Source organism: Psychrobacter sp. JCM 18903 (assembly GCF_000586475.1).
In the GTDB taxonomy this organism is placed as follows: domain Bacteria; phylum Pseudomonadota; class Gammaproteobacteria; order Pseudomonadales; family Moraxellaceae; genus Psychrobacter.
In genome coordinates this window covers 65,448-78,783 of record NZ_BAWJ01000005.1, presented here as the reverse complement: position 1 = coordinate 78,783, position 13,336 = coordinate 65,448, and the positions used below count along the sequence as shown (strand labels likewise).

Annotated in this window: 8 protein-coding genes and 2 pseudogenes; 6 read left to right on the top strand and 4 right to left on the bottom strand. The window is 45.1% G+C overall.

Annotated elements, in window-relative coordinates:
* Nucleotides 1-93: 93 nt before the first annotated feature.
* The 3 genes and pseudogenes from TT12_RS04915 to TT12_RS04905 all read right to left on the bottom strand — a co-directional run bounded on the left by TT12_RS04915 (nucleotide 94) and on the right by TT12_RS04905 (nucleotide 4,893).
* The gene (locus tag TT12_RS04915; protein ID WP_045452602.1) at nucleotides 94-1,008 is read right to left on the bottom strand and encodes a nicotinate-nicotinamide nucleotide adenylyltransferase; all 915 of its coding nucleotides are present in this window, start codon (nucleotides 1,006-1,008) and stop codon (nucleotides 94-96) included.
* A gap of 282 nt (nucleotides 1,009-1,290) precedes the next feature.
* Nucleotides 1,291-3,445, bottom strand: a pseudogene (gene pta / locus TT12_RS04910) (phosphate acetyltransferase).
* A gap of 215 nt (nucleotides 3,446-3,660) precedes the next feature.
* Entirely contained in the window at nucleotides 3,661-4,893 is a 1,233-nt protein-coding gene (locus TT12_RS04905; protein ID WP_045452599.1) for an acetate/propionate family kinase, read from the bottom strand.
* A 684-nt stretch (nucleotides 4,894-5,577) separates the two neighbouring features.
* Here TT12_RS04905 and TT12_RS04900 point away from each other — a divergent pair.
* From TT12_RS04900 to TT12_RS04885, 4 genes are all read left to right on the top strand, one after another.
* On the top strand, nucleotides 5,578-5,871 hold the full coding sequence (locus tag TT12_RS04900) for an LptM family lipoprotein (RefSeq protein WP_207803992.1): 294 nt from the start codon (nucleotides 5,578-5,580) through the stop codon (nucleotides 5,869-5,871).
* An 83-nt stretch (nucleotides 5,872-5,954) separates the two neighbouring features.
* Nucleotides 5,955-7,310: a diaminopimelate decarboxylase gene (gene lysA / locus TT12_RS04895; RefSeq protein ID WP_045452593.1), complete on the top strand. Its 1,356-nt coding sequence runs from the start codon at nucleotides 5,955-5,957 to the stop codon at nucleotides 7,308-7,310.
* A gap of 263 nt (nucleotides 7,311-7,573) precedes the next feature.
* Entirely contained in the window at nucleotides 7,574-8,461 is an 888-nt protein-coding gene (gene dapF, locus TT12_RS04890) for a diaminopimelate epimerase (RefSeq protein ID WP_045443366.1), read from the top strand.
* Between the two features lie 14 nt (nucleotides 8,462-8,475).
* The gene (locus TT12_RS04885) at nucleotides 8,476-9,510 is read left to right on the top strand and encodes a tyrosine recombinase XerC (RefSeq protein WP_045452590.1); all 1,035 of its coding nucleotides are present in this window, start codon (nucleotides 8,476-8,478) and stop codon (nucleotides 9,508-9,510) included.
* Between the two features lie 34 nt (nucleotides 9,511-9,544).
* Here the strand turns inward: TT12_RS04885 and TT12_RS19290 are convergent.
* A pseudogene (locus TT12_RS19290) lies at nucleotides 9,545-10,440 on the bottom strand (nitrilase-related carbon-nitrogen hydrolase).
* Nucleotides 10,441-10,753: 313 nt separating this feature from the next.
* Here TT12_RS19290 and rpoN point away from each other — a divergent pair.
* Nucleotides 10,754-12,403 (top strand): RNA polymerase factor sigma-54, encoded by a 1,650-nt coding sequence (gene rpoN, locus TT12_RS04875; protein ID WP_045452587.1) that lies wholly within the window; start codon nucleotides 10,754-10,756, stop codon nucleotides 12,401-12,403.
* A gap of 428 nt (nucleotides 12,404-12,831) precedes the next feature.
* Nucleotides 12,832-13,200: a ribosome hibernation-promoting factor, HPF/YfiA family gene (hpf, locus tag TT12_RS04870; protein WP_045443369.1), complete on the top strand. Its 369-nt coding sequence runs from the start codon at nucleotides 12,832-12,834 to the stop codon at nucleotides 13,198-13,200.
* Nucleotides 13,201-13,336: the final 136 nt, after the last annotated feature.

Below are 13,336 nucleotides of genomic sequence, written 5' to 3'. Positions count from 1 at the left end.
GTCAATTTGCATGCGTTGGCATTGTCGAATGGACTAGATGTCGCCAGTCAGCTGTAGAGACTGGATGGGCAAAATGACAAAGATAAGGCGATTTTAACGGAATTGAGCAGCAGAATATAGCTGATGGGCGATAATATATTGATAAACAGCAGGATTTAGCCATTTAGCTAATGGATTGGGTGCAGTATTGTCTATGATATCATTTATTGGTGCGATAGATGTCATTTGCCTTGCCGCTGCGGATATTATATTCGATCGATTGTCCGTCGGCTGCAACTGTTGGCGTATCTGTGTACTGGATATCGTGGCGATAGGATGCGAATCTATATAAATGTGGCCTTGATGGGTGTTTTTCAAGAGACGGCTATCGGTCGATGCTTGAGAGGTGGGCGGTAATAAATCAATAGGCGCATCGATGCGTAAAGATTGCAGCTGCGCAGGTAATTGGGCGTGCAAGTTCATCGTATCCTGCGCGACTAACGTTTTTTTCGTGGAATGAGTCGTGGTTGCCAACAGGTGATTATTCTTATTATTAATATCAGACAGGTCATCACGATTAAACACCCAAAGATTGACGTAATCCGTAAGCTCTAAACCGTTTTTCCATTTGCTCAAACTCAGCGCGCTATCCATACCGATGATGAATATTAGACTGTCATGCGGATAACGCTGGCGCAACGTGCGTACACTATCGATGGTATAAACAGGCGGTGTTTGCCACAGCTCAAGCTCATTAATTTGTAGCGGTGTATGGAGTGTCGCAAGCTTTAACATCGCCAGACGGTGTTTAGGATCTGTACTTTTTTCTTTAAAGGGTGAGCGTGCATTGGGTAATAGTGACACGTGCAGCGCGCGCTGTTGCTGCTTGGCTATCGGTAGCAAACGTTGATAAACAGTCATTGCCATTTGCAGATGACCCTCATGTACGGGATCAAATGAGCCGCCAAGATAAGCACGAATGGCTGGCGCAGGTGTATTTTTTTGAGGATTTTTGCTGGTATTTGGCATAAATAAATGCGTAAAAATAGATAAGAGGCACGTTGTCGTTGATGCATTTTACCCTTTTTTCAGCTGACCTTTTTTAGGTTAAATGCTTCGATGGTAGCGCTATTGTAGAGGGCAAGCGGGCATCTGTCATTAAAAGCGCTGAAATACTAGGTAAAATGAGCGCTTAGCTATCCGTGATGAAAATTTTTTAAAAAGTCAGTCATAAACATAGCCAATAAAAAACCGACCATCATTTTGATAGTCGGTTACCTATAGCGCAATTAGTCCTACATTTTAATGCAATTAAATCGCGTCGCTATGAGCTTGAATAGCAGTAAGGGCGATGGTGTAGATAATATCATCGACCAAGGCTCCGCGAGACAAGTCGTTTACTGGCTTATTCAAACCTTGCAGCATTGGGCCAACACTCACCACATTGGCGCTACGTTGTACGGCTTTATAAGTAGTGTTGCCTGTATTGAGATCTGGGAAAATAAAGACGTTGGCTTGCCCAGCAACCGGTGAATCAGGCGCTTTTTGCTTGCCGACGCTCATGACAGAAGCGGCGTCATACTGTAGCGGTCCATCGACTTTTAGATGTGGCGCACGCTCGCGGACGATTTGGGTCGCACGAGTGACTTTTTCGACGTCCGCGCCAGTTCCTGATGAGCCTGTAGAATAGCTAATCATCGCGACTTTTGGATCAATACCGAAGGCGGCAGCAGACTGTGCTGATTGAATGGCAATCTCAGCCAATTCTTCGGCATTTGGATCAGGATTAATGGCACAGTCACCGTAGACAACCACTTGCTCAGGTAGCAGCATAAAAAATACTGATGATACAAGCGAGTATTGCGGTGCGGTTTTAATCAACTGAAACGCTGGACGGACAGTATTGGCAGTGGTATGAATCGCGCCAGAAACGAGGCCGTCGACTTCATCCATCTGTAGCATGGTCGTGCCTAGATATACGGTGTCTTTTAAGTATTCAGCCGCGACTTCTGCGCTGGTTTTACCTTTACGGCGTTCGACCACTGCAGCGATATATTTGCTCATATCAAGCGTGTCAGGATCAATTATTTCAAGACCTTCAGGTAAAACTAAGTCGAGATTCTTAGCCACTTGCTCGACATCGCTACGCTTAGCGAGTAGTACACAGTTGGCGATGCCGCGGCTTTGACAGATACAAGCGGCTTCAACGGTACGCGGCTCAGAACCCTCTGGTAGCACGATGCGTTTTTTGGCGTCTTGTGCTTTTTTAACCACTTGATGACGGAATGCAGATGGTGAGAGGCGCGGCTCATGATTTTGACTAAAATAGTCTTTAATCCAGCTAAGATCTAAATGGGCGGCGACATAACGGGCCACTTCTTCAGCACGTTCAGTATCATCACTTGGAATCTCTGCGCTCATGTGCATGAGGCTTTGTACGGTCTCATAGCTGTCGCTTTCGACACTCATGACAGGGATGCCTGTTTTGAGGGCAGATTGCCATAGCTCAGCGACGGTTGCACTCGGCTCGACGCCGCCGGTTAATACCAATCCTGCCAGCGGGATACCATTGATACAAGCCAAACCTGCTGCTAATAGTAAATCATCTCGATCGCCCGGTACGACGATAAGAGTGCCACGTTTAAACACCTCATCGACGCGTGCGACCGAGCGTGCGGTTAGGCTAATGCGGTTAATACGGCGTGACTTAGCTTCACCGACATTGAGCCATTTGGCATCAAGCTCAGTGGCGATATCCCACGTACGAGGCACGGACAGTGAATCACTGAATGGCACCACTCCGATTAAACGGAACGCATCAGTATTAAAATGCGGTGATAGGCGCTGGACTTCTTGCATAAAGCCTTCATCTAAACTCACAACCGCTTCACCAGGGCAACGATTTGATTTTCTACAGTGCTTTGCGCATTTGGCAAGTCATGTACACGCATCAAAATCGCGCCGAGCGTGCGCTCATGGGCGATGCCGCCAAACTCACGAGCGTGAACGTCAAGTTTATCAGCCAGATAGGCCGGTTTACTGGTATCAGCAGTGCTAACAAAGATGATTCTAGCATCTAATGCATGGGCAATCGCACGGTTGATTTGCGAGGCATAAGAGGTCTCTGTGGTCGGTACTAAGCCTTCACAGATCACCACATCATAATCATCGCCAAGAGTATGATAATTGACGACCACTTCTTCCATTAAGTCATCAAGATTACCATCACCAATCATACGCTCGACACGCTGCCGACTGATAGATTTAGGTGGCGTCAGACCAAAAGCATGCATTGCTAATGCGCTTGAGCTGTCTAAACTGTTTTGCTTATCAAGTGTATCATCTTGCAAAAATGGCTTCATAAAGCCCGCTTTGATACCGTTGTAATCAAGAGCGCGGATCAATCCAAGCGCTGCTGACGTTACGCCGATACCACGCTGATGGGAACTAGTAAAATGGTTTGCATAAAGTATCCTACGGTTTATTATATTTTTAAAGCTCACTTCATCCTTGCTGGAATGAGTAAAACGTCGCGCTTCTCATCATAGGCTATGTATAAGAAGCGCTGGGCAAAAAAATAACTTAACACGTCTAATGAATAAAAGCTTATAAGACGACTAGAAGCTTATGAGAAAATTACAAGTAACTTATAATATAAGCAACTTATAAAAAATATCGAGCTTAGAGTAAGCCCAATGCTTCACGTGTTTCTTGAGCAATACGGCACTCTTCATCAGTTGGCACAACCCACAGCTCGATGCTGCTATCGTCTGCGTGGAAGCTGCCTTCGCTACCACCAAACAAGCTCGCATTTTTGTCAGCGTCTACTTTTATGCCGAAATGACGCATCACTTCTAGGATACTGGTTCGGGTGGTGACTGAGTTTTCGCCGATACCACCCGTAAAGACGATACCTGTGAATTCTGGCAGCGCGCAGCTTAAGCTGGCAAGATATTTACCGACGCGGTAACAGAACATCTCGATAGCGAGCTTAGCATCTGCATGACCTTCGTTCGCCGCTTGTTCGACGGTACGTAAATCGTTAGACAAGCCTGAGACACCCAATAGACCACTTTCATTATTGAGCATGGCATCAATCTCTTCCAAGCTCATACCGAGCTGGCGCTTTAGGTGTATGTGTAGACTTGGGTCAACATCACCACTACGCGTACCCATCATGAGCCCTTCAAGCGGGGTCAGACCCATACTGGTATCGAAACTTTTACCATCATAAACGGCAGTCGCCGAGCAGCCATTGCCCAGATGCGCTGTAAGCCAGCCATGTGGGCCTTTAGACTCAGTAATTTCACTGGCACGCTCTGAGACATAGGCATGAGACGTACCATGAAAGCCATAACGGCGGATTTTGTGTTCTTCGTACAGGGCTTTTGGTAGTGGGTAGCGAAAAGCAACAGGAGGCATGGTTTGGTGAAAGGCTGTATCAAAGACGACGACTTGAGGAATATCAGGATAAATCGCCTGTACCGCTTCGATACCTAAAGCATGGGCAGGGTTATGCAGTGGCGCGAGTATTTTTAAGCGTTTTACTTCGTCTAGCACATGCTCATCGACGCGGACCGCTGCAGAGTACTCACGGCCACCATGAACCACGCGATGACCAACGGCGATGAAATGATACTGTTCTAATAGCTCAAGGATTTTTTGTAATGCTAACTGATGACGACCACCTGAGATAGAGATTTCCAGTTTCTCTCCATTTAACGTCGTGTGTTTGATACGAGCAGTATCGAGTCCTAAGTTTTCGGCCAAACCAGTGATACGAATAGAATTGTCTTCGCTAATCAGCGCGTATTTGATAGAAGAGGAACCACAGTTGAGGACTAAGGTGGGATTGATTAGGTTCGATGTTTCGGTGTTTTTGTCATCAAAAGTGGTGGTTAGGCTGGCGCTCATACTCTGTCCTTAGATTGTATTTTGTAAAGGGTGACTCATCACAGACGAGTACCGGTTGAATAAACAAAAACCAGCCGCATCCATGCCGACATAGGTCAAGCAAGTACATTGCTGATTCTGGTCACTCTTGGGCTGGCACTATTGATCAGTGCTTGTTAAGTCGCATGCTAGCGCCTCAACACAGTCGCAAGGTCTACACATAATGTACCATAGTTTTATGGCTATACCACGATAACTATAAGGGTTAAATCGATAGAATGTGGTATAGACAATACAACTGTACACCGAGTGTCGCTAGGGTTTGTCGGCTGCTACAGTCAAATATAGTAGCTCATAATAAATTGTAAGAAAATTTGTCTAAGTAAATATAATAGGCTGTTTTACCATTATAGCGATACATTAAGACCGCTAGTATCAACGCTCGCTTAGTAAATGGCAGTCGCACGGTCTAGTAAAGCTTAGCAAAACTTAGCAAAACCAAACTTGTCCAAATTTATTGATTAGGGATATTCAGTATGCACACAGCATTATGTAATAATGCTATTATCCAAAGCAGTCATATTGTCATTTTTTAGCGATGGCGATAGCTTTTATCTAGCTGTCTATAGGGTTTGATCTATCGCCTTTATGACTCGTGCTTTTTATCATCCTCATGCCATTGCAAAGTCACAGGTTCTCTATTCTATGTTTACTATTAACCGCTTTTCGAAAACTGAGCACACTAATGTCGCTGATCTTGGTCGCCGTGTTATCTCCACTTTTATTATTAGTGGGGTAATTATGATGGGTTTGGTGGGTTGCGGTCAAAAAGGCAATCTATACCTCGCCGACGCTAGTAGCCAGACGGTTCAAGGAGCTACGGATAGCGCTGGCATACAGGTAGTACCTATTCGACACAAGATGATGGTCATCAAGAAATGGATGATTTTAAGCTACCGGAACCCAGTGAAGACCCTAATGATTATTGATTCTGATTAAAGACTCAATGCCGTCAACGAGATTTCGGTGTGCACCCTAAGATTTTTTAACTTTGATAACCTGATGAAATTAGAGATGTTTATATGAGTCATTCTGAGCAACAAACTGGCGAATCTGTCACGATCCAAACTGAGCAAGGCTTGTATGTTAATCCTCAAGCTTTAACCGCCCATTTACCCGCGCTAGATTATCGCGATGGTGCATTGTATATGGAGCAGGTGAGTATTAATGATGTGGTTAAACACTATGGTACGCCATGCTATGTCTACTCAAAACAAGCCATTTTGGATGTCTATCAAGCTTATAGCGATAGCTTTGCCAGTTTAACGCACCAGATTTGTTATGCTGTAAAAGCCAATTCTAATCTTGCGGTACTTGGTATATTGGCGCGAGCAGGGGCAGGGTTTGACATCGTCTCTCGTGGCGAGCTCATGCGCGTATTGGCGGCAGGTGGTGCTGCTTCACGTGTGGTGTTCTCAGGCGTCGGCAAGACTTATAGCGATATCGAGTATGCCCTGACCCGAGGTATTGGTTGTTTTAACGTTGAGTCAATTAGCGAGCTGTCTTTGATTAATGATGTGGCACAGAAATTGGATAAACCTGCGCCAATTTCACTAAGGGTCAATCCCGATGTCGACGCCAAGACTCACCCCTATATTTCAACAGGCTTAAAAGACAATAAATTTGGTATCACCCACGAAGATGCGGTGGCCGTCTATGAGCAAGCGGCGCAATTATCCCATATCGATATCGTCGGTATTGACTGTCATATTGGCTCGCAGTTGACGGAAGTTGCGCCATTTGTCGCGGCATTGGATAAAGTGATTGAGCTGATACACAACCTACGTGATAAAGGTATTGAGCTGCGTCATATCGATTTGGGCGGTGGTTTGGGTGTGCGTTATATCGATGAGACACCAGTATCTATCGATGAGTTTGCTCAAGCGTTATTACCGAAACTTAGTGAGCTTGGCTTAACGGTATTCTTTGAGCCGGGTCGCAGTATTGTGGCAAATGCTGGGATATTATTGACTAAGGTTGATGTGCTAAAACCAACGGAACATAAGAACTTTGCCATTGTTGATGCAGCAATGAATGACTTGATTCGTCCGGCGTTATATCAAGCTGAAATGGCAGTCATTCCAAGTGTCTTGCCTGATAATGGCATCGACACTGATGGCACACAGCCATGGGATATCGTTGGCGCTATTTGCGAAACGGGTGATTTTTTAGCGAAAGACCGTTTATTGTCGCTCGCGGCAGGCGATATTTTAGCAATCACAGGCGCTGGTGCGTACGGCTTTACCATGAGTAGTAATTATAATTCACGCCCGCGTGCTAGTGAAGTAATGGTCGCCGATGATAGCCATCAACTGATTCGCAAACGCGAAACCATTGAAGCGTTATATGCAGACGAAGTATTGTGGCAAGGTAAATAAATCGTTGACCAACAGATTTAGCCATTTTTAGCCCATTTAGGCGTTTTCGTTCAGATTGAGGACATGCCCTAGATAAAAAGCCCATTGTCTTTATGATGATGGGCTTTTTTTATGGCCTGCTCTAATGAGAGATATCAGTTTGGCTGTACGAGGTGGATTTAGCATCGTGTTAACTTAGTATTTGATAGCGGTGATAGTTATGATTGTATCTGACAGCGTGCTAATATAAGGCATACATAAAAATAGGATAGGATAACAAGGATATGCTAATAGAATTTACGAAGATGCATGGTCTGGGCAATGATTTTATGGTCATCGATTTGGTGACTCAGCGCTTAGATTTGACCAAGGATTTGGTACAGTTACTGGGTGACCGTCATTTGGGTATTGGCTTTGATCAGCTGCTCGTCGTTGAGCCACCGATGCGTCCTGACGTTGATTTTAGTTATCGCATTTTTAATGCTGATGGGTCAGAAGTTGAGCAGTGCGGTAATGGTGCGCGCTGTTTTGCTCGTTTTGTGCAAGCGCGTAAACTGTCATTTAAACAGCGTTTGCGTGTTGAGACGGCAAGCGGCATCATTTCATTGACCACTGATCGTTATGGCTGGGTCGAAGTCGATATGGGTAAGCCGAAATTTGAACCAAGCGAAATTCCTTTTACCCCCAGAGCCACGACCAAAATCCAAAATGCCTATCATCTCGATGTAAATGGCACTCCTGTACAGCTTTATGTTGCCAATATGGGCAACCCGCATGCCGTTATCAAAGTTGATAACGTGCTCGATGCCGACGTTGAAACCTTAGGCAAAGCCATCGAATCGCATCCCGCCTTTCCCGACCGCGTCAATGTCGGCTTTATGCAAGTGATGAACCAGCGTCACATTCGTCTGCGTGTCTATGAGCGCGGTGTCGGCGAGACGCAAGCCTGTGGTACTGGCGCTTGTGCCGCAGTAGCGGTTGGTATCCGCGAAGGCTGGCTCGATGAAGGCGAAGACGTGCGTGCGCAGCTTTATGGTGGCAGTATGATCATCAAATGGCAGCCGGGTTATTCAGTGATGATGACCGGTCCGACCGCCTTTGTTTACGAAGGCGTATTTAGCCCAGATGGTCTGATGGCACAAGCGGGCATCAAGCCCAATCCAGAAGGCTAATGGATAATAGGGCTATGTCTAATAAAAACAATCATACGATGGAGCCTACTTCAGATTCTGAGGCAAAAGCATGGCTATCAGTCGAGCACGCCGAGGCTATAGAGTCGGATGCTGCATTACGTGATTTGTTAGCGCCCGTGCATCGTTGGCTTAATGTCTTGTCGGTGCGCAATCACTCGCCGCATACGTTGACCGCTTATTTTGCAGGATTGAATCAATTGGCGCTATTTTTACGTGGGAAACGCCTGACGTGGACGCGCTGCGATAAGCGCCAATTAGCCCAGCATATTAGCCAACGCTTGGATGAAGACAAGCTCGCACTTGCCAGCGTCCAGCAAGAGCTGTCAGCCATTCGCCATTTTTATGGCTGGTTGATAGAAGAGAACTTGGCACGTATCAATCCAACGACTGGCTATCAGCTCAAGCGTAGTCCTCGACCGCTGCCGTCTATCGCTGATGTTGATTTGCTCACTCAGCTGTTTGACCAAGAGATGCCTGATACACCCGAACAAGCGCGCCTATGGCTACGTGATAAAGCGATGTTTGAATTGCTTTATAGCAGCGGTCTGCGCGTAGGTGAGTTGGTCGCGTTGGATATGGTCGATGTGGATTTGTCAGACCTGCGCGTGCGCGTGACAGGTAAGGGCAATAAAACGCGTTTGGTGCCGTTAGGTATCAAGGCAGCAGAGGCGATTAGTCGTTATCTACCGCATCGTAATCTGTGGGTGGAGCAAATGGACAGCGCATTATTCATTAGTGAAAAATTGGGTACACGTTTATCAACACGGGCAGTGCAGCAGCGTCTCAAAGTTGCGGCTACGCGTGCTGGCATCGCACAAAATATGTATCCGCATCTATTGCGTCATTGTTTTGCCTCGCACATGCTGTCGGGCAGTGGTGATTTGCGCGCGGTGCAAGAAATGCTTGGGCATAGCGATATTAGTACCACGCAAATTTATACCCATGTCGATTTCGCTAAACTTACACAAGTCTATGATCGCGCTCATCCGCGCGCGACTCATACACGGACCGAAAAGGACAACACCTAACATTCGATACTCAATACTCAATATGGAAATTGACTTACGCCAAACGATGACAGTCAAAAATGGGCATTTTTTGGCGGCCTTGCTGTTGAGTCTGTTTATCTAAGGTTGCCAAGATCAAAGCATAATTTTTATTATCTTTATGAATAGCGTTGTTTAATTCACTATCCTCATAGCTGTTAATAACCGTGCCATCAAAAGCTGTGATAGTGGTATGCCCCCACGTTTGACGGATATCACCGTTTTTATAAACATGGTCGCCGCCTTGTGCTGCGCCAATGACCATGCACTGACTGTCTAACGCCCGTGCGCGAAGTAACAGCGACCAGTGTGCTTGCCCCGTTAAGTAAGTAAATGCCGATGGCGCACTTAATAGGTCAGCGCCTGCTTGACGTAAGCGCTGTGCCAATGCGGGAAAACGCAAATCAAAACAAACCATCATACCCAGTTGATAAGCAGCATGATCACTCTCTACTGTTGCAACTACAGTCTGTGTGCCGGGCTCAAACGTCGCCGCTTCATTATAGCTGCCATGTTTATCTGCTACCGTCGCCGTGAATAGGTGAATTTTGTCATAGCGTGCACTCGCGTGCCGTCAGGGGCAAATAGCTGACTGACTTGGCGCAGTCTGCCATCAGGCACGATGACGCCATCAGGGCGATAAGGGCAGGGCAGTGAGCCTGCCAGCACATAGACACCGTAAGTACTGGCATAGTTTGCTATCGTCGCTGATAGCGCATCAAAGCGCTCTGCGGTGGCAAATTGCTCGCCCATGCTACAGCAGTTTTCAGGTAAGACAACAAGATGAGCACCTTGATGACTGGCATCGCTGATGGCAGCTTTTATAGCCGCTAGGTTCTTTTCGATGTCTTGCTGGCTATTCATTTGAATCGCAGCAGTGATAAGGTGCGGTTTGTTTGCTTGGTCATTCATCGTATTATTCTCGGTTAATGTTAAGAGTGATTCAATTGGCTCGAAGGTTTTGTGTCATGTACCTTGTATTTTTTATATAGCCTTATTATTATCAACAAGATTTGGTTGTTTATTGTTTAGCAGTTCATGCTAAAACGGTTAAATTTATAGAGTTTTATAAGTAGAGAGCAATAAGCGTATTGGGCCGTCTATAAATTATCATAGCAAAATTGCCACGAAAAATGCTATCGTCATGTCCTGATAACATTAAATCGCTACTTTAAGTGGCAACATATATAGACTATCACCAGTATCGGAGTGTAATAAGCCACCCATGAGTATGTCTTTCGGATTGGCGACCACGCTGAGCACCTCACAAAAACTGACCCCGCAAATGCAGCAAGCCATTAAATTGCTGCAACTCTCTAGTCTTGAGCTTGCGCAAGAAGTTCAGGCCAAGCTGGATAGTAATCCATTGCTTGAACGTATTGAGGATGATGAAGATGAATACGATTATGGCAGCGGCGATAGAGTAGATGAGTCATTGACACTTGATAGCTGGAACCAGAGTACTGATACATTTAGTACAATCTCTGAGAGTAATACCCATACCTCTGAACCAGATGAAGACTTTAGTGACAGCTTAGACAAATTACAGCAAACCAGTATCGATGATGGTGCCATAGACAATCATACGATGGATAGTGACGACTATAGTAGCTTTGAAAGTAGTGTTGATAGCAGTAATTATGCATCTACGTCAAGCAATTCGGGGAGCAAAGGTGACGAGGATTTTGACAGTTATCAAGGCGGCACTTCTGCCACCATACAAGACCACGTGCGCTGGCAGCTGAACTTTAAGCATCTCTCCGAAGCGGACATGTTGATTGCAACTTATCTGATGGACTCTATGGATGACATGGGTTTTGTGCGGCTTGATATCGATGAGCTGTTGCAAAGCTTCGATACGATGGCAAGTTTTTATCAATGGGATGAATCTGTTGAGCACGATGAAGTCATGGCTGTTTTACGTGTTATTCAGTCTTGCGATCCGCTGGGTGTTGGGGCGCGAAATCTCATTGAGTGCCTAGCGATTCAGTTGTCCAAGCTCGATGCAAATACTGACCATCTAAAAGAAGCGCAAGCATTATTGTCAGCCAGTGAGCATTTGGTGAGCAATAACATCAAAGCATTGACTGAGCGGACTGGTCTCGCACCTGCACAGATTACCCCCGCGCTTAACTTGCTGCGTACCTTGAATCCGTCACCTGGCTTGCTATTTCAAAGCAGTCAACCAGACTATACTCAGTCGCCAGCCAGCTATGATATTCCTGATGTTTTGGTCACGCCTATACGTCACCATCAGATTCAGACGAGTTCAGATACATCGACGCAGGAGGACGGCTGGAATGTGCGCCTCAATCCTGACACCATGCCAAAGCTAAGAGTCAATCAAGAATATGCCAATTTGGTGAAGCGCGGTGATGACAGCCCTGACAATCAATATCTGCGTGAAAACCTCACCGATGCGCGCTTGTTTATTCGTAGTATTGAAGAGCGTAATCAGAACTTATTAAAAGTGGCAACCAGTATCGTGCGTTATCAGCAAGAGTTCTTGCAGCATGGCGCAACTGCCATGCAACCGCTCATCCTAAAAGCCATTGCGGAAGAAGTGGGTTTGCACGAATCGACCGTTTCACGTCTAACCACCAGTAAAACAATTTTGACGCCGCAGGGATTATTTTCACTCAAACATTTCTTTTCATCTCATGTCAGCAGTACCGACGGTGATATTTCATCGACTGCCATTAGCGCCATGATTAAGCAACTGATAGCCGATGAAGATGCCAAAAAGCCATTATCTGACAGTCGCATAAAAGATTGTTTATTATCGGAAGGTATCGATATCGCCAGAAGAACCGTGGCCAAATATCGTGAAGCAATGAATATTGGCTCGTCTACTCAGCGTAAACAGAAGTATTAAATGTCACAATTCAATGAGTTAGCAGAAGGGTAATGCTGTTGTTAGTATGTTTTTTAGAAGATATAAAAAATAAAATTTTTTGATTATATAGAAACACTGAGGAAACAACCGTTTTTATTACATTTAATTACAATTTACTGTCTTGCTACTATTTGATATTCATGACAAATTAGAGTCATACCAACAACGAAATCCAAGTGTCGATCTAGCGTATTTACTTATATCATTAGTCAAAATGACGACAAAAGGACACGTTCAATTTTTGCTAACAGTATCGATTATTAAAGGCGCTGATTAATAAAGACACCCCATTCATTGTTGGTAAGGCAGGGTGAAAAAGCAGGAATGCTGGCTCATCTGTTGATTGTAAGTAACAACGCAAGCAACAACGTAGGCAACAATGTAAGTCATAATAAAAGGACAATAATATGAATGTTTCTATCAGTGGTCACCATATCAGTGTTACCGACGCTATGAACGCAGCTGTTCAAGAAAAACTTGATAAAATTGGTCGTCATTTTGATCAAATACAAAGTATTCAAGTCATTTTATCATTAGATAACAGCGGTGCTATAAAGAGCCATAAGGCTGAAGCGATTATGCGAGTCTCGGGTAAAGAGATGTTTGTCCAAGCGCTTGACGATGATATGTATAAAGCCATTAACGAGATGGCAGACAAACTCGATAGACAAGTACGCAAATATAAAACCAAGTTGGAGAGCAAAAAGACTCAGGGTGCTGGGCGTGATGGACGCTATGAAGAGCTGATGACAGACGATGCTGCTCCAGCAGTCTAATGTTATAGAGTTTAGGATATTTAAAGGTTAATGATTACTGGCTGATGAAATAATAAATAGTATAAATAGCCGCATTTTTAGATATCTCTAAATGACATTGCCTAAAACGGGAAAAGACCTCGAACGTTTGCTACGT

Coding starts and splice junctions, on each gene's coding strand:
- TT12_RS04915 (WP_045452602.1), bottom strand. CDS start 1,008: ATGCCAAATACCAGCAAAAATCCTCAAAAAAATACACCTGCGCCAGCC.
- TT12_RS04905 (WP_045452599.1), bottom strand. CDS start 4,893: ATGAGCGCCAGCCTAACCACCACTTTTGATGACAAAAACACCGAAACA.
- TT12_RS04900 (WP_207803992.1), top strand. CDS start 5,578: ATGTTTACTATTAACCGCTTTTCGAAAACTGAGCACACTAATGTCGCT.
- lysA (WP_045452593.1), top strand. CDS start 5,955: ATGAGTCATTCTGAGCAACAAACTGGCGAATCTGTCACGATCCAAACT.
- dapF (WP_045443366.1), top strand. CDS start 7,574: ATGCTAATAGAATTTACGAAGATGCATGGTCTGGGCAATGATTTTATG.
- TT12_RS04885 (WP_045452590.1), top strand. CDS start 8,476: ATGTCTAATAAAAACAATCATACGATGGAGCCTACTTCAGATTCTGAG.
- rpoN (WP_045452587.1), top strand. CDS start 10,754: ATGAGTATGTCTTTCGGATTGGCGACCACGCTGAGCACCTCACAAAAA.
- hpf (WP_045443369.1), top strand. CDS start 12,832: ATGAATGTTTCTATCAGTGGTCACCATATCAGTGTTACCGACGCTATG.